The sequence below is a fragment of the Stenotrophomonas sp. Ste96 genome (assembly GCF_024519495.1).
Lineage (GTDB): Bacteria > Pseudomonadota > Gammaproteobacteria > Xanthomonadales > Xanthomonadaceae > Stenotrophomonas > Stenotrophomonas bentonitica_A.
Map to the genome: position 1 here is coordinate 49,849 of NZ_JALJRX010000006.1, position 23,967 is coordinate 73,815.

The following is a 23,967-nucleotide window of genomic DNA, read 5'->3' on the forward strand; positions in this document are numbered from 1 at the left end:
TAGCGCCACGTACAAGTGATCGGCCAGGAGAGAACATGGAACTGAGCTGGGTACAGTCATTGGTCGACAACCAAGTGCAGGAATCACTGTATCTGGAGTTCAAGAGAGGCGATGCCCTCTCGCCTCAGAACAACAGTAAGACAGAGATGATCAAGGACGTCACTGCGCTCGCGCATGCCAGTGGTGGGCACTTGGTCTACGGAATTGAAGAAGAGCCGGTCAATGACATTCCGGCTGCAGTACGACTCCGTCCAGTCACTGACAAGAAGCTCAACAAGGACTGGGTGACCAAGGTCATTACCGACAACACTTCGCCAAGCCTCACTGATTTTGAGGTCTTCGAGTTCCCAGTGGATGGCGGCAGGGTCCTTGTCATCAAGGTAGAAGAGGCTTCCACCGCTCACCAGAATCTCCTGGACTACCGTTATCATCAACGGGTCAACACGGTGTCCCGCTGCATGGCGGACTTCCAGATCCGCGACCTGATGTCTCGTCGCTCATCACCAAGTTGCGAAGTCCGGGTTCGTCTCGAACGCATTACCATCAATCGCGACAACCATGTCTACCGGCTGAGAGTCGAACTGCTGAACACCGGTATGGTTTCAATGGAGAAGTGGTGGATTTCCATTGATGTTCCAAAGGAATGCCTCGCTGGACTGACGTATCCACAATCGGAACTGCGAACCCACCCACGTTTCGGCAAAGTTGTGCGCGAAGTGGATAAGGGCGGCTTCGACTTCATCAGGTTCTCGTGGGGAGACCCCTTCTTCGATGGCGATCGCTACATTCTCCACCCAGGGCAGTCACTGGATTTCGGGTCGAACAACGACTCGCTCCACACTCAAGCCCCCCTCCCCCCCATAGTCGTCGAGTTCAATCACCGAATCTTCCGCAGCTTGGTACATCGAGCGCCGGAACTGCAGTGGACGCTGTACACCAACCATGGTCAGCCTGTCTCGAGTTCGGTGCCATTCGAGCAGTGGTGCAACTTCTGAGTGAAGGGCCCGGGTTCCTCATGGGTGGCATCCCGCAATACCAATATGTGCGGCACGCAACAGATAGAGTGGCGTCCAGAGCAAGCGGGAGCCAACTGCTCCAGTGTCAGATTAGACTGAGTGAACTACGATGACCACGGCAGAACTGTATGTGCCTGGTCACGTTGTCGCGCAGTCGGCCGTAGAGCAACTCAAGTTGGCCCTCCGCGGTAGACATTTCTGTCGGCGCCAGACTGCGAAGATCGAATAGCACGTATGCCTCTCTGGGATTCGGCTGCCGCGACCAAACCGCAATACTGTCTGCCAGCGACTGAGACTGCAGTTGCTGGAGTACGCCATCCCGCCAAAGTGCCGTGAATGTGACGGATGCCCCCTGAAGGGCGTTGCTTTGGCGCCCCGCGACTTGGTCCAGGCAGGACATGGCGGCGCATTCCAACCGCGAGCGGATGATCGGAGTCACACCAAGAAGATTACTACCGATCTCCGCATACAAGCGGACGGTACTGACCACCCGGCCTGACACCGCTTGTTGACACTTTTTCGCTTCAGCGATTGGGATCGAGAGCAACTGCTCCAGTACGTCCCCAGTCGAGGTTTCGGTAAGTTCCAGCAGTGCCAGGGCCATGACGTTCCTCCAGTTGCGGTGAGGTAGCGCTTATTGCCACTCGATGTCGGCATCGACAACCGCCTGTATATCACCAACTCAGTACGTTCTGACATCCCTCATTTGACATAACTACCGCCGTTTGGACGCCCAAATCGTCAGAACCCGACGCTGGAGCTCCGCCGTACGGACGATCCACTCGGACTGGATTTTGGGCGGTTCCCGTCATAGAGTTCTGCCAATTACAGGGGACGTAGTGAGACAGAGATGTCAGACGGTTCGATTTTCATAGCGAAGCTGGACGATAGAGCAATCATTGAGGCTGTTGAGAAGGTCCGGAAGGAGTTCCCGAATCAACTTGAGGTTCAGTTCATCGGCCAGTTTGGAGAAGTGCATGGTGAGGAAATTGCCGCCTACCGGGAATCGGGCAGCCTCTCGCTGATAAAGGTCAAACTTGACTTCACCGAATGCTCCTGGACGTGGTATCGACTTGGACCTCCTGACTCCAAGACTTACCCGCAGGCCGCCGAGTACGACAGAATTGAGTTTAGAGGCAACCAGTACAATGGCTTAACTCCACAGCAGAGACCGGTTGCTCTTGCCATCGATCGAACTCTTAAGCTAGCACTGCAGTTGCCATTGACCGAAATCGACCCGTCCTCGCCATTGAGTCTGGCTACCGGTCGCGAGGTACTACAGGCGCTACAGACGGCGTCTCAGAGACTGCTCACAGAGACGGCGGAGCATCGGACCAAGCTGGAGATCGACTTCGCGGCCAGGGAAGCCGCGCGGGAGGAACGTTTCAGCCAAGTTCGTCAGCAGGATGAAGAGCGCCTCAGTCAGGAGCGAGAAGCCGCGCAGGTCGCCCATGCAGAGCGAGTAGCCGCCCTAGACCTTCGCGAAGGTGAACTGGACTCGCTGAAGAAGACTCTGGACGATCGCAACAACACTCACGTTAGACGCGAGATCCGCTCCAGCCTCCTTGACCTTACTAAGGAGCGACTGCTGAATTTTCGCGTTTCACCTGAGACCCGAACCCAGTACATTCTGGTGCACGCGGTTTGCTCGGCGGGAATCGTGTTCTTGCTTGGACTCGCGGCGGTCACCGCCGTCAAGTTCGACAGTACTCTACCGCCAACTGCATTTGCGCTCTCTGCCGCGCGCTCCTTGCTGGCCGGTGCGGCTGCAATCGCCTTGGGTGCGTGGTACTTGAAGTGGTTGAATCGATGGCTTCAGAGGATCGCCGACGCCGAGTTCAAGTTGCAACAGTTCCGCTTGGACATTGAGAGAGCATCCTGGTTGACCGAGACGGTCTTGGAATGGAATCAAAGCTCTAAGGAGCCGTTCCCAGAACTCTTGGCCAGTCGCCTATCTACTGGTCTGTTCCAATCGACAAAAGACGATGTCGAAGACCCGCAGACCCCGGCCAGCCAGCTTGCCGAGGCTCTGTTGGGGTCCGCTGCGTCGGCTCGGCTAAAGATCGGCGATCAGGAACTCTCACTGGATCGCAAAGGAATCCGCCAACTCGAGCGCCCGGATGCAAGGTAGCAGCCGGCCCGAACTTTGCGAGCGTGTCTTACTTGGGCTCAGACCTGAACTGAATCGCTGTTTCGAACGGGATTGATAGACGGGGTCAGGACATCCTCCCCTCTCCGCCGACTACGCAGAGATCAACAGATGGACTCGTATGCCCCGCCGCTCATTGATCGCTGCTGCCTGTGTGGATCAACAGAGGCACTCTCAGGAGAGCATAAAATCAAGGCATCGGCATTGCGATCTGTGTTTGGCGATCAGAAGGCGGTGATCGCTCGCGACGGAGGAGGGTTCCGGCACGCTCAGAGTTCGAGGTCAAAGGCCTATCACTTTCAAGCGCGAGTCTGCGAGCCATGTAACAGCGCTCGAACGCGGCCGGCAGACCTTGCCTTCGACGAGTTCCATGCCGTGGCATCCCACCTCGCCAGTCGTAGTCATGACCCAGCCGATGTCACGCATGACCCTCGATTCAGGGACGCCTCTGGGGAACTCTACTTAGACGTATTCAGATACTTCGCCAAGTTGATGTGCTGCCATCTCGCGGAGATGGGCGCGCCGTTCCAGGATGAGCTTGCGGACTTCGCAATCGGTCTTAGTGATCGCAATATCGTGGAACTGAGAGTTGATCTGGATGAGGCATACAAACGTCTGCAGAACGAGCTTTCAGCGACACCTTACGCTGCACATGGCGGGCTGATTGTCACTGGAGACAAGGATACCCTAGCCCCTACGTCATTCTATTCGACGCTTACGGTTGGGCCGGTACGCTACTGCTTCCGCGTCAGCTACAGCGAACAAGGTCAGGCGAACCTTATGCATGATCATCCGGAGTTCTATGACTGGTGCAGCCGCAAGATCGCTGACCTCATCGCCAATCCATTGAGTGCAGATGCCCGGCAGTTGCTCGGCCTACCTCCCCATCCGGACGACCTGCCTCCAGAAGCATGAGCCGGCCTATCCAGGCTGGCTCTCGTGTCCTTCCAGAAAACAACTCTAGAACGCGCGCCTCGACCACTCGGCAACAACACCCCTCAGCTCCATTTTCACCTCGACGATTCCGTCTCTGGTGATCAAGTCTCCTACATCCGTCACCCCAGTTACCTGGCGACGTAGGGTGCTCAACTCAAACCCGTAAGCGAGGGCGATGGTCGCAGCCAGGTCCTCATCCGAGGCAGTGCCTGGAACGCGTACCCGTGGCAGTAGATCCATCAGTGTCTGCGCATCCCGCCTAAGGCTTGCCCTCTTGGCGACCTTTGGGGGCATAGTCACAGCCCATCCGTAACGCGCCCGAACGAATCCGACCCAGACGCTCAGGTTGGCGCGCGAGCCAGGTGCCGAATCCAAGTACCTCACTAGATGCTCTTGCGCAAAGGGGCCTCCGAGATCGCCGGCCTCACAGAACGCCTGTGCCGTCCTCAGATACTGGGCCTGGGTCCGAGTTGGCTTACCTGCCAGCCATGTCCTGTAATCAGTCAGATATCTGGCCCAGGGTTTGGATGCACTCTCCTCCAGACCAAGTTCGATCAGCGCGATGTCACGAGCTCGGGCACGAGCATTCTCGTCAATCTGGAACCCGTAGCGCTTACAGATGAAGCGGGTCACGTTCAGATTGGCCCTCAGTTGCTTGGAGTCGAATAGACGGAGCAGATCGGCCGCTACTATCGGCTGATGGGTGCCAGCATCCAGGTCGATGGCACGAAAGAATGGTGCAGCTTGGACAGCTTTCTTGGGAAGTCCGCCAGTAGCCACGTTCCTCGCGAGCAGCCATTCGCCAAATGCGGTGTACAGGGAAGCGACCCACTCGCGTTCAATGGTTGCCGCGCACAGCGCAACTTCTCGCCTGAGGCGTGCGGCGATCGAGCATGAATCACAGCGGGCCGCTCCGGCGCCCTTAACCGTTGAACCACAGTCTGGACATGTGTGCTCGGCTGGCTGGTCACCGCCACATCCGATACACAGTGGCCTACCCTCTTCAGTGACCGAGACCACCTTCCTGTACCTCCGGCATCGCACGCAGGTGGCATGCGTGTGCTTGTTCAAACACGATGGGCAGGCCTTTAGGTTGTCTGGCAGGTGTGCAGCACCTGCCAGACGCTGACTTGACCGCTTGCAGATGGGGCATTGAATCTCGGGCGTGGTGTACGGGAAGCACGATGGGCACACGAAATGCTCATAAGTGATGGGTGATCCACCGTCGGGGCCAGGCGTGGTATCCCGGATGATGCGCGCTTCGGGCGCGGGCCTGTCACACCTGATACAGCGCCTCTGGTTACGAAGACAAGCATCACAGGATGGTGCTTGTGGCTCTGACGCGTGATACACCACTGTCCCGCTGCATGTTGGGCAACTGCAACTCACGAATTGACTGCTATAGCATGTCCCGCAGTACTCGCTAACCTTGTACAGCTTATGGGCATTGATCATCGGGGCGTAACAGCCATCGCAGGTTCGGCGCCCCTGTTTATCTGTACTCATTGCTTCTTCCAATCATCTTGAACAACACATCTGCTCTCATCTCGCGCCATCCACTGACGCGCTTTCGCTGAGCCTCACCTGCGAACCTCAACTCGGCCCGATTGGATATCGGCCCGCGATTGACGCGTCCCGCAGAAAGCTGCTCCGCTAACCGCTTTATCCAGGGGGGCATCTGTTGGCGAAAGCACCTCTGGGTCACTCCCATAGACTCACCCATCGCTACCAGGCCAGCGGGTCCAAGACCGAGCAGGTGCGAGAGCAACTCCATGTCGGCGTGACGATCCGGCACCCTGCGCAGTTCGATCCTCAGCCCCCGCTCTGGCCCCATCCCCATCGACCTGCAGACCGGCTTGAGTGATTGGAGAAGTACATCGCTCCCCCAAAGCACCTCAGCCCCAGAACAGCAATGACCGTTGAACTCAACTTCGTTGCTGGGATCCATCAGGCATCTGAAGAGGAATGACTGCAGGGGCAAAGCGCGCATTGCTGCCGTGGCGGAAGTAGTTAGGAATCGATTGCAGTACCAACATCTACGAAGATCAAATCCATGTCGATGGGGTTGAACCACCGCCCCGCAATAGGGGCATGCATCCTGCAGAACCCTTTGGTGCAGCGGGCAAACGGTCCAGAATGACAGTCGCCACTGGCGTAGATACGCTCCATTTTCCTCCAAGCACTCCGGGCAGAAAGTTAGACCGTGTCTGAGGCGAGTCCGGTGATACACGCCCATGCTGTTGATCCAGTGGTAGACCCCTTGGGGCGGATCGCAGGTGCGCCGTGTCACTGCATTCCATTCGCCAAGGGTGAGTCCATTGAGCATCTGTAGAGATCTTCCTGACGGATACGTCAGCCGCTTTAACAGGGCTTCGGAGGCGCAGACATCAACATCCCTGGTCCAGACCTGAAAGCCAGGCGCATGGAGCGCCATGAGCTTGTGAGACGAGATTCCGTAGTCGATTGCGAGTCGAGCCAAGTAGCTGGAAAGCAGTTCGTCTGGCACATGCGGCGGCCAGACGATGCGCATGATCAGATCTCGGCTAGAGCGCTAGCATGAGAAGCGCTCTCTTGGGCGGCCCTGATTATCTCGATAGTGATCCTCTCTTCGCCAGACCTGATCGCCATGGCTGCTGCGCTACGAAGCAGAGTCACGGTCCCACCAATGGCCTCCCCGCCCGCGGAATGCAAGACCGGCGCCAGCGTCTCTCCCGCCAGCCCAGAGGGCTTGGCCAGGGGGAGCAGGCGCTCATAGGTGTTGAGGAAGTTCAGATACGGCAAGTCCATGGCCCACTTGGGCATGGACAAGGCGCTGAATCGCGATCGCATTTGGGCATCGAAGGCCAAAGCATGAACTGCCGCCTCCGTGCCGGCGGCAACAATACTTAGATTCAGCTCATTGCTGAGCTTACGGATGCCTGCCAGAACATCCGACGTTCCCTTCCTGGCAAGAGCGACGTCATTGAACTCATCGATTGCGAGCACTCGAACCTTCAGTACGCGAAGGACGGAGACCACCATGGTGTACTTGGCGCTGGCCGGGTCGCCTCTACGGTGAGTAGTCGCACAGCGAGTGAGCACCTCTGACCATAGTTGGGATAGGTCCGGCTGAGCAGGCATGTTGATCCGGAGCACCGGGAGGCTAGTACCCCCGTCGCCCAGTTGTACGGCTGGATGGCGCAACTGGAACTGCCGGAGGAGTGCCGTCTTGCCATTGTCGCCTCGAGCCACAATCAGCCTGCACGGCGGCCGCTGTGTGGAGGGGTACACGATGAGTTGATCCAACTCATCCAGCACAGTCATTGCCTTCGGGTAGCCAATCCAACGATCTTTACGTGCAACTGCGATGCGTTCCTCGTTGGATGCGCCCATGTAAGCAGCGACCTGATCATGCAGATGGGGATAGCTACTCATCAGTTGATCTCTCCAATTTCAAGGACTTCGAGCGGCTGCGAGAAGATGTTGCGGTCAGGGGCCTTCGCTGCTGACTGGTGCGGCGGCGGCGTGGCTTGCGAGCTTTGCGCGGACTGGGATGCAATCGAACTGGGCTTTGCCTTTGGAGCTTTCGCCGCTTGGCGGCGAGCAGCCTTGGATTTGGCTTTGGACTCTTCGACCAACTTTCGATTGCTCTCAATGCTCTGGAAGATGCGTTCCTCGTCTACAGCATCCTTACCTTCAGCCTTGATTCGCTTCTTTGCTTCACGTAGTTCGCCGGCAGAGATCGCCGGATGAGCCATGTTTCGATAGGGAACAGCAATGTATCTTTCGGAATTTGGATCCAAGAAATAGATCTCGCTGATGTTTCGAGGATCTCTTGCGAAGATGAACTTGCGTTTCAGCTTCGGGTTGTCCTCATCCGTCGCCCCAATGTGGCGATCAAGAATCGGGTCATAGTAGAAGACATTCTCAATCCGCACGCCGTACCGCTGCACCGTGACTTGGAAGTAGGGAAGGAAGTCCATACGAACCCGATCTGGATCCGCCGGCAGCATTCGACCCACACCAGGCTTCTCATCGCCCAAGATCGCGCCCTCCCAAACCTTGATGGGGGCTGCGTCGAGCTGACTGTGCACGCATTGGTGATAGTTGTTGACGATAAAGTTCACCAAGTAGTGCTCCACTTCCCTCAGGGTCAAGCTCGCCTCCTTCTCGGAGTCATAGTTGCCCTTCTCCTGGATGTTGGAGAATGTTGCCCCCGGCACTTTCTTCATTTCAGTGGCAACTACCCCCATATAGCGCTCAATGTGACCGCCATAGTTTGGCTTCTTGACCGGCCGCCACTGCATGATGATCTCGTTGGCCTCGCAGCCCCTGTTCACCGCCTTACACTTGAACTCCCTAGCGTTGTCAGCATGCAGGGTTCCGATCTGACCCCACACGGGCCAGTCTCCCTCTACACCTAGTTCGCGTAGATACTCATTCTTCGTGTTCATCGCATGCGATATACACATCGCGACTGACGTTGCAGAGGGTGCGTCCAGGGTGACGTACAGACCAACAACGGCTCGACTGAATACGTCAATGGCCAAAGTGAGGTATGGACGGCCGATGGGTTTGCGGTGCTCCTCGTCGACGACCATCACGTCCAACGGCGTGTGGTCGATCTGGACCACTGCCAGAGGAAAGTCAGCACCAGGGAAGGAACCTCGGATGGGCTCGTACTTGTCACGCGCCTTGTCCTTCTGGCCACGGCGACGGAGTGCTGTAGCTGGTCGGATATCGGCAATGCGATTGCGAACAGTGTTGGGATGCGGCGGATCAATCTTGGCCACGCGGCAGCGGCGCATCACCTCATCCACGACCGACTTCGGGCTCGGCTTCTGCTTCTGGAGGTAGAAGTCCTCGATAACCGAGGCGATCACTAACTCCTGGTCCGCCTGCAGAAAGCGTGTACCCCTATTCCGTCCGCGTCGAGTGGGGACCAAGGCCGCTACGTGCTGATGGTCGTGATAGAGCGCCAGCCACTTGTAAAGCGTGGAAGTGTTGACGCCGGCACTCAACGCCGCTGCGGCAACTGATGACCTGCTGCGGCGAGGATTGTCCAGAAGGGGCTTGATTGCTTCAAAACGCCGTTGCGCCACTGCCCATAGATCATCCGAGAAGTGGTGAACGGGGAAGTTGGGTGTCTCATCCCCGTCTTCCACTTCCAGAACTCGGGACATAGTCTCGATTCGAAGCCTGGCAACCTTGTCGGTCTCGACGTCTTCGGCCAAGACACTGTTGATGTCCAAGGAACGGGTAATCCGGTACCGGCGCTGGCCAACCATGACCTCTACGCCAGGCGAGATGTTGATGAAATTTGAGGAGACCATGTCTTACTCCACCAACTGAATCGGCATCCGCATGCTGAGCGGCTTGGTCAAATCGATATCGAACTCGCCCGCGGCTACCATCTGCCAAAGCGCGGGAATCGCTTGCGCTTGCTCTTCCTTCGGCCAATAGGCGGCTGCGAGCAGGCCTTGGGGTGTTGTGGGACCCACTGCGGTGGCGGTGTACCTCAACTGCGCTTGCCGCAGTAGAAGAGGTGCCAGATCCCGATAGCGCCTCAGGAACTTCACGTTTGCCAGGTAGGGCGTGCGGATATGCAGCTCAGTGACGATCTTGAACTGCCAGTCCCGCAGGCGACAGTGGGCCACCGCCGCCTTGAAGCCCGGGCGCAAAGACACCCAATCAGCCCGCAGCTTCTCGATCGGTTTGACCTCAAATACGACCGTTGAGAGGACATCTCGATCGTACTCGGCCATCACGTCGGGGGTGTAGCGACGCACTGAAGCCTCATGAATGTACGTAAGGGAAAAAGGCTGCTCCTTTACGGACATCACTGTCCGATCAAAATCCAGGATGAGAAGCAGGTCCCGCTCCAGTGAGGACTCGAAGCCTGCCATCCCGCCACCTTCCAAATTGACCTTTCCGGTAAGGGCCCGGTGGCTATTTTTCAGTTTTCGAACGGGGGAATGGGTACGCAGTCTGCTCATTTGATGTGCCCTGCAATGCAGTCTCGTTATTTGATGTGTGTAGTCGAGCTCTCTGGTGTTGAGCATAGACGAGGAACGCCTGATTCTAGGGCGCTAACCGGCCCTTTTTCGCGAGACGTGTCTATGATCTAGCTAGAAGTGACAGCGGCTCGCATCCCAGGCCAGGCGAGATCTCGTTGGCACACAACGGGGTCTTGTTCCTGGACGAACTCCCGGAGTGGAGCCGGCACGCGCTCGAGGTCATGCGCGAGCCGATCGAATCCGGGGTGGCCGTGGTCAGCCGCGCGGCAAGGACCGAGCGCTTTCCCGCGCGGTTCCAGCTGGTTGCGGCGATGAACCCCTGCCCTTGTACCTATGACATGAAGTTGCTGCTTGCTACACCTGACGTGACACAGTGTCGTGACATTGGGGGCCTATCTAAGAGACATTCAGATCACTTGGTTGGGAACTTGGTCTAGGACCACGCTCTGGTTGTATACGCAGGCGGCGCCGAGAGGTAGCCCAGGCTTGAATTAGCGACGTCATCAGGCCGCGTACCAGTAGGCTGACACGATAGACACCGGACAGCTAAGACGACAACGTGAGACGACCGATGGCAGGGGTAGCATTTAACGCTTTATTGGAGGAGGTCCCTCTAAGCGGGTAGACCCGCGCCTGAGCTCGTGTTCTGACGCGTCGATGATCGTAACTACTTCCAACGGACGGCTTCTCATAGCGGAGACTACTAGCGATGCGCATCCTGTCGAACCTCATAGTTGAAGTTGGTGGCTCCAACGCCGCTGAGCGGATCCTGCAAGACTCCGCTACCGTACGCGAGGCGCTGGCGTCCGAGTGGCTGAGTGCGTTCCGGATCGGCGTAGAGTTGGGTGCCCAGCCCTGGGAAGCAATCACGCCGCTAGCCAACTACGCCGTGAGGACAGGCTTCTAGGGGTTATGTAAAGCAGCCAGTGCCTAGTTACAGATATCCGACTTGGCAGCTCCAGCCCGCTGAGCGACCCGTAGACCACTTGGCAAGGATACTGGAACTGATGCGCGAGTTAGGTCCATTTCAGCGTGAACTGAGTGATCTTCGTCGCACCACTGGTTGGGGTAAGGTCGAGTGTTTCCTGTCACCCCACACGCTGCTCGATGACGCGCCCCCGGCTGAGCTGCTGATTGCTGATCCGCTCCGGGTCCTGCATACGGCTCACTTAGAGTTGCAGGAATATCAAGGGAAACGCCAACTGTCCGGATCACAGAGGGGCAGGCGTCCTAGGCGCAAGCCACTTCAACCGTGCTCAAGCCGCTTTCTCTTCAGCTGAGGTGATTTGGTGCCGGCGGCTCACTCCGCGAGCTCGAAAGCAAGGACAATCTCTGCTCGATGCGTCTCTGCGAGATCCGCATACCTGCGTCTTCAGCAGGATACGGCGACGCGAACAGCGGGGCCTCGACCCACAGGGCGTGTTGGCCAGGATGGACATACGGCTCATGGTCGTCTAGCAGGAGAGCCTCGCCCAGTTGCGGCGACACTAGTAGCAGATTTTTTGTAGATCCTGTCCAGTCGATGTAGCGGACCTCTGCGAACCACTGCGGCACGTGCCCTTCGCTTGCCAAGAGCGACGCGATTTTCAGCGCACTGGGTTTCGGTACCGTTGTGAAGAGGACAACTTCCTTGAAGGCGTCGCGAGCAAATTGAAGGAAGCTAAGCAACTCGGGCCGAGGGATCTGGCTGACCGCGTTAGATATCAGTGTCCCCTCCAAATCGAGTGCAAGGATAGTCGGGCGCATACGTTGGGTGCCTCCAGGGTAGAGTAGGTTGCCGGGCTGGTGCTCTGGCTCGAAGCTTCGCTTACTTACTGCCGAGGACAGGTGGGGCAAGCCAGTACTCGTCGCCGATCGGCAATAGGCACTCGAGAGCGACATCGACCATTAGCGGGCGCCTCCACGAGCGATCTGGCAGGAAGCAGTACTCAGCATTTCCAAGCGAACCTGACGCTTGCTTAAGAGAAAGCCAATGAGTCCGCCGTCGAATCTCGCGGCCCAATACGGCCAGTGTCGCTGCCTCGTCACCGCCAGTGCTCAGGAACTCACTTGCGGCGCCACGAACGGATGACCAGAGTACGTACCGCTTGCGCCCCAAGCTCAACTCATTCCAGTCGTCCTCCTCAAACCTTAGAAGCTCTTCAACGTTTCGAACGCCAATTCGGTGTCTGCGGAGTAGCGCTCCGAGGTAGGCACCAGCTTCACGGTCAGATAGTTGACGCCAGAGCCACTCTTGGTCATTTGAATCAAGCAGGGGGCGCCAAGCACTCAGTGCTTGGGTGAGCAAGGCGCCTAGATTGCCTGATAACCCGGCGCCGTCCTTGTAGCTCCAGCTAATGGGATCGTAAAGGGAGCGCCTTGTTGCACCATTCGATGACTCGCCCTCGGCAAGGACGCCAGCTGCCTTAAGGAACAACAGCAAGTGCTGCGCAATCGCTGGATCAGCCGCCACGGGAGCAGAGACTGAGATCGAGCGCTCAAGAGCGCACCACGCACATGCGTAGAACGGGCCAAGTGACACGAGCAGCGCATCTAGCGCTGGCCACGAGGGGATGAGGGTCTGTTGGTCACGCCCATAGATCACTCGATCCCCGGCAGTTCAACCAAAGCTGATGCTAGCAAGCTCCTGAGGTGCCGTCTACACAATTTTCATGTAGTCCCGGACTCCGCCATAGATTTCGTTCCGCTCCTACAGGCGGGTCCGATGGCTACGAAAACGATCTACCAAAGTGTGTACCTGCGGTTGGTCGGCCAACTCCGTGAGCGACGTGAGTCACTGGGCATTAGTCAAACCAAGCTGGCCTCACATCTGGGATGGCCCCAACAAAGGATTTCAGCCGTCGAGTCTGGAGCCAGACGCTTGGACGTGCTGGAATTCTGCCTCGTTGCATCAGCACTAGGGTTCTCCTCTACTGAAATATCGGATCACGTCCTGAAGATGGTGCAAAGTCTACGCATGAGCCAGATCAAATAGAGGCAGTAGTGCAAAGTCACCAAGCGGTGTCAGGTTGCGATTGAAGTGCTCTCAGTGTCGCCCCCTCAGCACGCATCCAGGCCACGGCATTTGCGTGGTAAGGCAAAGGTAGAAATCCATCCGGTCCCGCCGATCAATTCCGGAAGGATCAGATCGGTGGCAGTTTCGCCGGCAGGTCATTGCCGCGTCCTTGCCTCAGTGCCTACCGGGCCATGAGGTTGGTCTGGACGGGATCAACTCCTCCGCGAGAGATGACCCTCTCCGTCGCCATGCAATCGGCGGTCCCGCAGGCTGAAAAATAGAAGCGAAGTCCTGGTACACGCATCAGTGGGCCGCGAACTAGTACCCCAGCCACTGAGCAAGTACGGCGCCCACCGATCCGAAGCAACCCGGCGGAAACTTCCAGGCGATGAGCGCCGTTCCGATGCACGGAGGTATCCATGCAAGCACATGGAACGTTGCTACAGCCCTCCTGGCGAAAGTGAGCCTGTCGAGAAAAGTCGTCTCCAACTGTTTGATAGTCCCGGCAACCTCGCCAACTTCGTTGGCGCGCATCCGAAAACTTTGCAGTACACCGTCGAAGGCACTGGCGGTCGAGTCGAGCTGGTAACCAACGGCTCTGGCCACGCCCCCAACCACTACGCTCACTAGCAGGGCACCCAGGCACACTACTACGTCGCTTGAGATTGAATCGCTGGAGAGAACCGCCGCCAAGGCAACCAACGAAAGTGGAATGCCGACCGCCAAACGGCCATCGCCGCACCAGAAGGAGGGGCCGCTGTCAAGTTTCCGTAGACACCCGGATGGGGCGTTTCAAGCTGCGCCCCGTTTGTAGCCAGCGGGCGAGCCGTAGCCCAGCATGGAATAGAGCCGGTGGTTGTTGTCCGCTTACGGCCAAAGGCGGTCATTTACGCAATATCCACATGCGCCAGGAGCTGACCAGTAATCCTCAGTCGCTTAAGTGTATTTGCAAGCGGAATGCTACTAATGGCATAAGATTAGGGACTGGGCGAAATCTGTGCATAAGAAAATGACCGAGCATTTCACATATGCCCAATTCTGGCGTTGCGCGCTGCAGGTAAATCCTGTCGGCTACAACGGCACCTACAGGGGGGGCGATCACGGGCTGGATGAAGGCAGCTACAACCAAGCGCTGCTTCAAAAGTGCCTTGAGCTGGGCATCAAGGTAATCGGATTGGCCGACCACGGCAGCGTAGCTAGCGTCGATGCTGTGCGTCAGGTACTACTGCCGCACGAGATCGTGGTGTTCCCCGGCTTCGAGATCGCGTCAAATGACAAGACCCACTACGTCTGTCTCTTCCCCGAGGACACCACGGTGCAGCAGCTTGATCGCTACCTCGGCAACCTCAAGCTGCATGACCCAACAGATGGAATCCGGCCTTCTCGGCTGAGCTCAGAACAACTGATCGAAGAAGTCGATCAACTGGGCGGGTTCATCTACGCTGCACATTGCACGCAAGAGAGCGGGCTGCTGAAGAACCGCCTGAACCACGTTTGGAAGCATCCCAAGCTGCGTGCGGCCCAGATTCCGGCGTCGATAGACGACCTCACCAGCATCGAGGGTGACTTCTATCGCAAGGTGCTCTTGAACAAGGACGACAGCTACCGGCGCGAACGCCCCATGGCAGCGATCAATGCCAAAGATGTTGCCAAGCCTGATGATTTAGATCACCGGAGCGCAACGTGCCTCATCAAGATGACACGGCCCACTTTCGCTGCGTTCAAGGTGGCCTTCCTCGATCCAGAATCGCGTGTCCGGCTCAACTCGCAGCAGGCCCAAAGCCCGATTGGAAGGCTAGTACACATGACGGTGGCCGGTGGTTACCTTGACGGCGTCCGGGTAGATTTTTCCAGCCATCTCAACACAGTGATCGGCGGCCGAGGAACGGGTAAGTCAACCTTGCTCGAATGCCTGCGCTTCGCCCTGGACTTGCCACCCAAAAGCAAACAGTCGCAGAAGCTCCATCAAGAGATCATTAAGGAGAACCTTGGCCGCTCGGCTGGTCGGGTTGAGCTGACAGTTGTGTCTTCAGCTCAGAACGGTAAGCAGTACACCATCTCGCGCCGTTACGGCGATCCGCCGATGGTGCGTGAGATGGATGGCAATGTTTCCACCCTGCTCCCGCGTGATTTGCTGCCGGGCATTGACATTTATGGTCAGAACGAGATTTATGAGCTGGCTCAAGATGAAGCCAGCCGGGTGCAGTTGCTGGATCGCTTTCTGCCTCGAGACGGGGAGTACGAGGCGAAGAGCGCCGGCGTGCATAGGCAATTGAAGGGAAACCACCAGAAGCTATTGAAGTCCCTGGCCGATCTTGACCAACTGAATGAACAGGTTGAACGCTTACCCAAGCTTGAAGAGCAGCTTCGCGGCTTTGATGAGCTGGGGATCAAGGCGAAGCTGGCCAAGACCTCATTGCTCGCACGCGAGCGACAGATTGCAAGGTCTGCTACTGATGGCATGCAGAGCTTTCACGACGCGCTTTCGGACCTGCGTGGCAGCCTGCCTGATCTTAACTTCATCAACGATGAGGCTTTGGAGGGGTTGCCTGACGCTGCCCAGTTGCTCGCCATGCGCACAACGCTAGATTCACTAAAGCAGGGGGTCATCGACCATCTGACCGCCATGCAGGCCTTGCTTGATGACAAGCAAAAAATTTTCACCACCCAGCATGAAGCATGGCAGCAGGCACTTCAGGCACACGATGCTGAGTTGGAGAAAGCACTACGGACGTTGCCCACCACTGCTGGAAAGAGCGGGCAAGAGGTCGGCGTCGCCTACCAGAAGCTGCTGGGGGAGATCGAGCGTATCAAGCCCTTGAAATCGCAGGCCGCTGCTCACGAATCACTACGCGAAACTTTGCGTCAGGAGCGTCGCAACCTGCTGGCCGAGCTGTCCGATCTGCGCGGGCAACGTATCCAGGCGTTGCAGAAGGCCGCAAAGAAGCTAAACAGACGACTTGAGGGCAAGCTCAAGGTCGAGATCGTGCCGGAGGCTGACCGCGCGCCCTTGATGAACTTCCTATTGGGTTGCAAGCTAGAAGGTGTCGGCGAGAAGCGCTTAGCGTTCATTGAGGAGACTGAGACGATCAGCCCGCTGTCGCTCGCCCAGTCGATACAGAATGGGTCTGCCAAAGTGCAACACGAGTGGGGCGTCACGCAGATGGTGGCCGATGCACTCACCAAGCTCCAATCGTCTCAACTCATGGAGTTGGAGGCCCTGGAGCTGGAGCATCGTGTGGACATCAACTTGAATGTCGCGCACGGCCAAGTCGCCCCGGTTTTCCGGCCGCTCAACAAGCTCTCCACGGGCCAGCAGTGCACAGCAATCCTCCACATGCTGCTTCTTGAGAACGTCGACCCCCTTCTGATGGATCAGCCGGAAGACAATCTAGACAACGCCTTCATCGCAGACCGGATAGTCGCCGAATTAAGGGAGGCAAAAACTAGCCGGCAGTTCTTGTTCGCGACACACAACGCAAATATTCCGGTGTTTGGCGATGCCGAGTGGATTGGCGTATTTACAGCAGCGGAAGGCCAAGGGAAACTCAGTCAAGACGCTCAGGGATCGATCGATGTGTCGGTAATTCGCGATCAAGTAGCCATCATTTTAGAAGGTGGGCGCGACGCCTTCATCCAGCGCAAGGAGAAGTACGAGTTCTGAGTGCTTGGGGCGTCCTGCCCCTCCCAAAGGGTTAAGACACAAGTACGAAGTTACTATGCTGCTAGACCGTTCGCTTTGGGTCGATAGCTGACTCCGGAATTCCTATTCGCGTTCTCTACCGCCGGCACGTCTGCTTCCGGCCACAAGCGGACATCCCCCCGAATGTCGGTAGCGCACGAAAGCGGGGGCGATTCTGTTACACGAAGAACTACACACGCTCTCACTCGGAAGACGACCTGGACAGGGCCTCAATCACTTGCGCCGCGTAGAGAACGCGATTGCACCGACGGCCCGCCTTCTTGACAAAGATCTCGTCCGCTACCAGCCGGCCAACGACCAGGTTCACGGTGCAGAAGGTCACCCGGTGGTCTTCCATCGCAGTGTTGTCCGTCAGATTTGGTTTGCTAAGCAGGCGATGGATATGTCCCATAGCGCCGCATCACGGGGAACCTTGCCTAGACGTTGCAGCCATTCGTCATGGTGCCGCCAGTCACATTGTGTGCCGCCTTTGCCGTTCCTATGCTTTGACTCCTATAGCCACAACGCTCCTCATAGAGATTTGATGATGAATATTCAAAAGTCTCACTGGCTGTCGCTCTGCGCCCTCATCCTTGGCACGGTCGCCGCTGCGCTGCAGCTGGGTTGGGAGCACACTCACGGCGGCATTCTGCGCCACCATCTGCTCAATGATGCGAGTCTGCCGGCGATCTCCAATCTGTGGGCGCTCCTGGTGATGCCCATGCTGGGTGCATTGGCAGGCTGGAGCGTTACCCGTCGAGCACGCGAGCGGCAGGGGTTACTCATTCCGGCCCTGGCCGGCTTCCTAGGCTCGCTGCTTGGAGGTATCGCGCTATCGGTGGCCTTCGTAGCCGGCGGTGAAGCGGCGGCAACGCAGGTAATGATGGCGCTGCTCGTGGCTGCTGTACTGCTCCCGGTCTACCGGGCGGAGTACCTGTTCGGCTTCGTGGTGGGGATGACCTTTGTCTTCGGTCCCGTGCTGCCGGCGCTTGTGGCTTGCGTACCGATGCTGATCGCCGCGATCAGCCGGCTGGTGATATGGCGAGCTGTTGCGTGGGCGTTGCGCCGCGCGCGAGCTGTTGCAGCAGCATGATGTGCCAACCGGACAAGAGACGCAGCTTGCTGCACCTTTTTTGTCCACTTCAAACTGTATGAGAAGGTGACTCCTTTGGTACCGGCTCAGGCTGCGATCTTTTGCTCATAGAACGGGTACCGCTCGTCGTCGAAGATCGCGAAAAGTGCCTGCAGGTCGAGCGGGTTCGAATGGAACCCCGGCGGCGCCATCAAAAAGACAACTCTACCGCGATGGAGTCCTTATAGGTTCCTGCAGGCAGCCGGCCATCCCAGCCGCCAAGCCGCTCCAGGCTCCGCTTCCAGCCAAGAGCGGTCCTTCTTGACCTAACTGCTCAGCGGGCTTAGCACTGAACTCCAAACATCGGGAGGCCACCACGATGCGGTCGCCCTTAAGGTCTTCTCAGATTCGTTGCAGACGCCGCCAGGTCCAATCTCCGATTCCTGACATTGATGCAAGGTTCCGGGAAACGCTGGCTACGGTGCAGCTGGGGCCATAGCCAAATAGCTCCAGCTTGCCTGCTCCAAGGGCGTCTCGGATACTGATAGGGCATCGTGTCAAGGCAGTTTCACCCTTTCGCCTGAGCTAGCCCGTCGAACATGGCCACCCCGACTGAATCCGAACAACCTAATCTCCTATCCAAGAACGATCCTACGAATAGTCCGTCGGGGCTTCCCCCATCCAATGGTTCCCCCAAGCGGAAGTGGTTGCGACAACTGCACTGGCAAGCCCACTGGCTTCTGCCCAATCTGATCCCGGGTCCATACCGGTCGCATCGTGACTACGAACGCGACCACGACCGGAAGCAGAACGAACGCATCCGCGTGCCGCTCGAGCTGGATCTCAGGGTAAACGTGATCTGGGGCGTCGAACTCTATGGATCAGCGGAAGTAGAGGGCCTGTATAGCGGACTGGAAAAGCTTGGCTGGAAAGGCGCGGGTGCCTGGAACGAGAAGGACAGCGTGCTGAGGTGGGTCCGCGAGAGGCGGTCCTTTGGTGCAGAGGCTTGGTTGAACGTGGGGTCGGTGCTAGGAAAAGAACGTCGCAGCAACACCTCATTGATCCACAACTTCGCAACGCTGCCGCCGGGAGTGGAGTCGTTGATGGTTCGTGTCCATCAGATCACCTCGTCCCTCACTGCGATGGTCGTGGGATTCGAGCTGGATGAGTCCTTGGCCCAGCGCTATGCGACAGAGCTCAACCGGGACCGCACGACCTACCGCCGGCGCAGCTTTCGGTCTCGCCGATGGATCGAATCCATAGGCCCAGAGAACCAGAAGCGCGAAGCTATCGAGGTAGCCCGGAGGGACCTTCGCCGCATGGTCGGGAACTGGTTCGGGCAGCACATTCCAGGCTTCTTCAGCGGACTGAATCGCCGCGAGAGGTTTCCAACAATGGAATTGCTGACCTCCCAGAGCGGGCCAATCTTTCATGAACCAGAGCATTCGCCAAACAACGGATTTCCTAACTGGCGCTGGGCATTGGCCAATGTTTCTCGGCATGAAACATGGACCTACAAGGACTTGCCTGGGCTTCAGCTATCGATGGGAGGATTCAGGGCGGAAGAGGAAGGGTTGCATATCCTGACTGCCTTGGATGTCGCGGCCTTCCCCGAGGAGAGGGTGAAGTTCTACGGCGGCAAGACCATGAATGCCGTTCTCTATGTGTGCCACGAGGAACTTCAGGGAATTCTCATTCATGCATCGACGCTCGAATATCTCAAGGAGCAACTCCGCGACATCAACGTTACGCGCGAGAACCTAAAGAAGGCACGATCAGGTCGACGTAGCGTCAAGCGCTCGCTGCGCGAGATCAGCCAATTCTTCGATAGAACACTGGGATCACCTGCAGTCGCAAGGGAGCTTGCTCGGAAGTCCAAAGATCTGGGCTGGTACAATCACGATTGCCCATCATTCACCACACCAGGCTGGAGGGATGGTGACAAGCCGCGAGAATTGCCTGAGAAAATTCGCGGCGGAGTCAATTACTTGGCGAATCGACTAACCGAGGAGGAGGTTTCGATACGTGAGCATTTCGAGCAAGTATCTGCAGTCCTCAGCGTTCGCGAGAGCATCAAAGCCCAACGCCGTATGGAATGGCTGACTGTTCTCGCACTGGTGGTGGCGTTCGCTTCGCTGATGGTCGCATTCCTGCCACGGGATAAGCTCGCCAGGGATCTCGACGCCCTAAGGAAAGACGTCGTCTCGGCATTCTGGCAGGCGAGAGAGGGATAGTTAAGAATCTGCACGTTGATAATCCCCACGCTGGGCGGAGTGACCCAGGCTCACCTTTGATACGAAACGATCTTAGTGCGGTTCGGTCCGCCGCACGAGCCAGCAAACAGCCGAACCCAGCACTTGGCGCGGCGGCCGCACCAATGTCCGCTTTCGGCCAGAAGCGGACGTTTTCGGTCAAGCCAGGGTTCGAGCGCGCGGCCGCCTGCACCGTTCCTCGAGCAATCACACAAGCAACCTGGACCAGCGATCTCCAAACAGCGAGATTGCAAGTCCGGCCAGCATGACCAGCGCGCCTGCAAGCTTGATGAGGGAGACGGGACGATGGGCAGAACCCATCAATGCGAAATGGTCGATGGCCAACGAAGACAGCAGCTGCCCGGCGATCACCAGCCCCACCAGGGCGGCCATGCCGATACGGGGCACCAGGATGACGTTGCTGAGCAGCGCAAATGCGCCCATCACTCCGCCCAGCAACACCCAGGCCGGCTGCGCCGGGATGCCTGCAAGCAGGCCGAGGGTGTTGCCCCGTACGAGACCGACGAGAGTGAGCGACAACAGCCCCACCATGAAGGAGAAGATGGCGGCTGCAACAGGATCGCCGCCCAGGCCCTTTGCCAACTGACCATTGAACGTGGTCTGCAATGTGACGGCCATTCCCGCAACCATTGCCAGTGGAAAGGCCCAGGCACCGAAGCTGTTCATGTTTACTCTCAGTGATTGGTTAGAACGGGGAAGGAAGTGCCGAACACGTCCGGCGTGTAGCCGGCAGCCGAGAACAGGTGCGCGCAGGATTCGTCCACCGCAGCGCGCAACTTGCCCATGTCCAGGCCGCACATTTCGCCGCCCCGCTTCAGCACCCGGCCGCCGACCATCACGGTGTCGATGTTGCTGCGCTCCGCCGCATGCACCACTGTTCCGAACGCATTGTTGGACGGATACAGGTTGATGTCGCCGGTGCGGAACAGCACGATGTCGGCCTGCTTGCCCGGCGTCAGGCTGCCAATCCTGTCCTGCAGCCCTGCGCAGGCCGCGCCATCAAGCGTGGCGGCTTCAAGCAGGCGGTGGGAATTGAGCGGATCCTGTGGGGTGCCGGCACTACGCGGGGGACGTGCATTGACGCGCAGCACGCGCTCCAGGTAATAGGCCACGCGCATTTCCATGAACATGTCGCCGCTGTAGGACGTCTCGTTGTCAACGCTGAAGCCGGGTCGCAGCCCGTGCCGAACCGCCGCATCCCAGGCGAACATGCCATCCTCGATACCGTAGTGGGCATCCGAGCGCGGGCAGACATTGATGTGCACACCGGCATCGCGAAGGATCTCCCAGCCCTCATCCTTCAGGCAGGTGCAGTGGTTGAAGATGTTGTCCGGGCCCAGCAGCCCTTGCGCATGCAACTGAGGGAGCTGGGCGCCCATCTGTTCACCGAAGAACTCGGTGACGATCGGGATACCCAGGCGGCGTGCTTCGGCCCAGAGCTCCGGCTCGATGTTGGCCATGGTCGCCAATGTGACCAGGTCGTTGGCCGGGTCCTTGAAGTACTTTTCCTGCAGGCGGGCGAGGTTTCCCGGCCAATGCGCGCGGTCCCAAGTGCCGGACACGGGAGCGCCTGATGCATGCAGCGCACGGATGCCGGCATCGAGCAGAGCTTCAACCGATGCATCGGAGTGCGCGGCTGTGCGGCTGTTGTGGGAGTTGTCGATGACCGTAGTGATGCCAGCATCAATTGCGCCCAGCGCGGACAGCAAGGTGCCGACATACATGTCCTGCGGACGGTAATGCTTGGCGAACGAGAAATGCGTGGCGTTGGAGTAGTGCTCCAAGGTCTCGGCGTTGGAGTTGATCCGGCGCAGCTGACCCTCCCAGGCGTGGCGGTGGGAGTCCACCATGCCCGGGATGGCGATCATGTCCTTGGCATCGATGACGAACGCGTCCTCGGCGCTGAGGTTCTCGCCAACGGCAGTGATGGTCCGACCGGAGACCAGGATGTCGCCCTTCACGAGGCTGCCCACAGCCGGGTCCATGCTGATGATGGTTGCGCCACAGATGAGCGTCTTTTCGGCCGCTGCGGTTGTCGGTTGCTGAAGAATGTCTCGCGGGAGGGTGCTCATTGGGGCAAGGTCGATTTCTGGAATGGCGTGAACTCTATGCCCCGCTGACCCTGCGAAAAATCCATGCTCTTCGTTTTTATTATTCGTAGAACGCGCATAATCAGGATCGAGGTGACCGTCAACTGTAGGGTGGAAGCGAAATGGATCGGATTCTGGCGATGCAGGCGTACGTGCGGGTGGTAGAAGCGAAGAGCTTTGTGCGTGCCGCCGAGGCTCTCTCCATGCCCCCCTCCACCGTCACGGGCTTGATCAAGGGCTTGGAAAAGCACCTGCGCGTCCGCCTGCTCAACCGGACCACGCGCAGCGTCAGCCCCACTTCGGAAGGCGAGCGCTACTACCTGCAGTGCCGCGAGATCCTCAACCAGATCGAACAGGCGGAAACCGGCCTGAAGTCGTCGCCACAGGGCCTGCGGGGGCGGTTGAGGATCGACATGCCAGGCGGCCTCGCGCACTCGATACTCCTCCCGAACCTGGACAGCTTTCGCCGTCAGTATCCCGGGGTCCATCTGATGATCGGCGTGGGTGACCGGCCGGTCGACCTCGTCCAGGAGGGTGTGGACTGCGTGATCCGGACCGGGCCGCTGGAAGACTCCAGCCTCGTAGCCCGGCCGCTGGGGAACTTCCGCTGGATCACCTGCGCCGCACCAAGCTATCTGGAGGTGTATGGCGTCCCACAATCACTTGAAGACCTCGCCGGGCACCGCGCAGTCCACCATTTTTCCTCTGGTTCGAGGGGCGGTGGCAGCCTGCTCTTCTCAGCTGATGGGAAGAGACAGGTAGTACCAGTGGAGGGCTCGGTCGCCGTCAATGAGACCGAGCTGTACATCAAGCTGTGCATGAAGGGATACGGCCTGGCACAGTTGCAAGGCGTACTGGTCGAGAAGCAGTTGCAGGATGGCAGCCTGGTTGAGGTGCTTCAGCGGTGGCGTCCGCCGTCGGTGCCGGTTTCGATCCTTTACCCGCACCACCGTTATGGATCGCCCATCGTCCAAGCATTCATAGCATGGGCTGCAGAGCTTTTCTCCGCCAAGAGCAAAGCATAGATCGCGAAGTCAGCCGTCGCGTACAGAGATTCCGAGGCGGTGTCGAGCATCTATCTCTCGGGTGGACTGCTAGAGATAGCGTATCCCTCAGACAGATGCCTCCCGGAAGCCGCCGGGCAAGGTGTCCGCTTCCGGCCAGAAGCGGACACCCGCCGCCTGAGCAGACGCTCTCGTATCACCCTTTCGGGGCAGGTAGGCAACCTCGCCTACCGGCAGACTGGTGCCTTCTACACAGGAAGGACAACGAAATGAGCGCCTCCAACCGCAAGACGGCCAGCTTTGGCGTGCCGTGGGAATCGGCTTATGGATACGTGCAGGCCGTTCGCGTGAACAATTCGATATTCGTCTCGGGCCAGCTCTCGCACACGCCGGAGGGTCAGCTGGTAGCTCCGGCTGCTCTGGGGGCTGATGGGAAGCCTGCCAATTTCGACACCATAGAGGCGCAGATGAAGCGCACCTATGCGAACGCCCAGGTGTTGTTGGCCGAGCTGGGTGCATCGCTGGCGGATGTGGTGGAAGAAACCCTTTTCGTAATCGATGTACCGGCCGCGTTTGCCGCTAGCGGCAAGGTCAGGCCAGCCGTCTACGGTCAGGCTGTCCCCCAGGTGGCCAGCAACCTCATCGGAGTGTCCGCGCTCGCCTTCCCTGAACAGCTGATCGAGATTGCCTTCCGCGCCGAAGTGAATTCGTAACACTCCCCAAGGGGAGAAGTAACGCCGTGATGGAGAGCCCG

At 58.2% G+C, this 23,967-nt stretch carries 15 protein-coding genes and 1 pseudogene; 10 read left to right on the forward strand and 6 right to left on the reverse strand.

The genetic code is table 11. The features are described from left to right. Positions 1 to 35: 35 nt before the first annotated feature. On the forward strand, positions 36 to 995 hold the full coding sequence (locus tag OC373_RS15195) for an ATP-binding protein (RefSeq protein ID WP_261997979.1): 960 nt from the start codon (positions 36 to 38) through the stop codon (positions 993 to 995). 106 nt (positions 996 to 1,101) lie between these two features. On the opposite strand, the gene OC373_RS15200 is transcribed toward OC373_RS15195, so the two are convergent. Next, a complete protein-coding gene (locus OC373_RS15200; protein ID WP_261997980.1) occupies positions 1,102 to 1,620 on the reverse strand; it encodes a hypothetical protein in 519 nt (172 codons plus the stop codon). A 246-nt stretch (positions 1,621 to 1,866) separates the two neighbouring features. Here OC373_RS15200 and OC373_RS15205 point away from each other — a divergent pair, with 246 nt between their 5' ends. Both OC373_RS15205 and OC373_RS15210 read left to right on the forward strand, forming a co-directional pair. Continuing rightward, positions 1,867 to 3,147, forward strand: a complete 1,281-nt coding sequence (locus OC373_RS15205; protein WP_261997981.1) for a hypothetical protein — start codon at positions 1,867 to 1,869, stop codon at positions 3,145 to 3,147. Between the two features lie 393 nt (positions 3,148 to 3,540). After that, on the forward strand, positions 3,541 to 4,080 hold the full coding sequence (locus OC373_RS15210) for a hypothetical protein (RefSeq protein ID WP_261997982.1): 540 nt from the start codon (positions 3,541 to 3,543) through the stop codon (positions 4,078 to 4,080). Positions 4,081 to 6,633: 2,553 nt separating this feature from the next. Here the strand turns inward: OC373_RS15210 and OC373_RS15215 are convergent. Genes OC373_RS15215 through OC373_RS15225 form a run of 3 tightly spaced genes read right to left on the reverse strand, consistent with a single transcriptional unit; the run spans position 6,634 to position 9,986 of the window. Continuing rightward, positions 6,634 to 7,515 carry a TniB family NTP-binding protein gene (locus OC373_RS15215; RefSeq protein WP_224328748.1) on the reverse strand — a complete coding sequence of 294 codons (882 nt, stop codon included), beginning with the start codon at positions 7,513 to 7,515 and terminating at the stop codon, positions 6,634 to 6,636. Further along, complete coding sequence (locus tag OC373_RS15220; RefSeq protein ID WP_261997983.1) at positions 7,515 to 9,413, reverse strand: transposase family protein; 1,899 nt, start codon at positions 9,411 to 9,413, stop codon at positions 7,515 to 7,517. The genes OC373_RS15215 and OC373_RS15220 overlap by 1 nt, the downstream gene beginning before the upstream one ends. 3 nt (positions 9,414 to 9,416) lie before the next feature. Next, on the reverse strand, positions 9,417 to 9,986 hold the full coding sequence (locus tag OC373_RS15225; RefSeq protein ID WP_315985470.1) for a TnsA endonuclease N-terminal domain-containing protein: 570 nt from the start codon (positions 9,984 to 9,986) through the stop codon (positions 9,417 to 9,419). Positions 9,987 to 10,222: 236 nt separating this feature from the next. Between OC373_RS15225 and OC373_RS15230 the strand changes: the two are divergent. The 5 genes and pseudogenes from OC373_RS15230 to OC373_RS15250 form a co-directional block, all read left to right on the forward strand. Continuing rightward, positions 10,223 to 10,432, forward strand: a pseudogene (locus tag OC373_RS15230) (ATP-binding protein); the annotation flags it as partial. Positions 10,433 to 12,801: 2,369 nt separating this feature from the next. Next, positions 12,802 to 13,071 carry a helix-turn-helix transcriptional regulator gene (locus OC373_RS15235; protein WP_115875109.1) on the forward strand — a complete coding sequence of 90 codons (270 nt, stop codon included), beginning with the start codon at positions 12,802 to 12,804 and terminating at the stop codon, positions 13,069 to 13,071. A 1,030-nt stretch (positions 13,072 to 14,101) separates the two neighbouring features. Next, complete coding sequence (locus OC373_RS15240) at positions 14,102 to 16,756, forward strand: TrlF family AAA-like ATPase (protein ID WP_261997985.1); 2,655 nt, start codon at positions 14,102 to 14,104, stop codon at positions 16,754 to 16,756. 565 nt (positions 16,757 to 17,321) lie between these two features. After that, entirely contained in the window at positions 17,322 to 17,867 is a 546-nt protein-coding gene (locus tag OC373_RS15245) for a hypothetical protein (RefSeq protein WP_261997986.1), read from the forward strand. Positions 17,868 to 18,553: 686 nt separating this feature from the next. Further along, complete coding sequence (locus OC373_RS15250; RefSeq protein ID WP_261997987.1) at positions 18,554 to 20,080, forward strand: hypothetical protein; 1,527 nt, start codon at positions 18,554 to 18,556, stop codon at positions 20,078 to 20,080. Positions 20,081 to 20,305: 225 nt separating this feature from the next. Here the strand turns inward: OC373_RS15250 and OC373_RS15255 are convergent, their stop codons facing one another. Next, a complete protein-coding gene (locus OC373_RS15255; RefSeq protein WP_115875139.1) occupies positions 20,306 to 20,785 on the reverse strand; it encodes a DMT family transporter in 480 nt (159 codons plus the stop codon). A gap of 8 nt (positions 20,786 to 20,793) precedes the next feature. Continuing rightward, on the reverse strand, positions 20,794 to 22,191 hold the full coding sequence (locus tag OC373_RS15260) for an amidohydrolase family protein (protein WP_261997988.1): 1,398 nt from the start codon (positions 22,189 to 22,191) through the stop codon (positions 20,794 to 20,796). Positions 22,192 to 22,331: 140 nt separating this feature from the next. On the opposite strand from OC373_RS15260, the gene OC373_RS15265 reads away from it, so the two are divergent. Then, positions 22,332 to 23,234 carry a LysR family transcriptional regulator gene (locus tag OC373_RS15265; protein ID WP_261997989.1) on the forward strand — a complete coding sequence of 301 codons (903 nt, stop codon included), beginning with the start codon at positions 22,332 to 22,334 and terminating at the stop codon, positions 23,232 to 23,234. A gap of 248 nt (positions 23,235 to 23,482) precedes the next feature. Then, positions 23,483 to 23,926, forward strand: a complete 444-nt coding sequence (locus OC373_RS15270) for a Rid family hydrolase (protein ID WP_261997990.1) — start codon at positions 23,483 to 23,485, stop codon at positions 23,924 to 23,926. Positions 23,927 to 23,967: the final 41 nt, after the last annotated feature.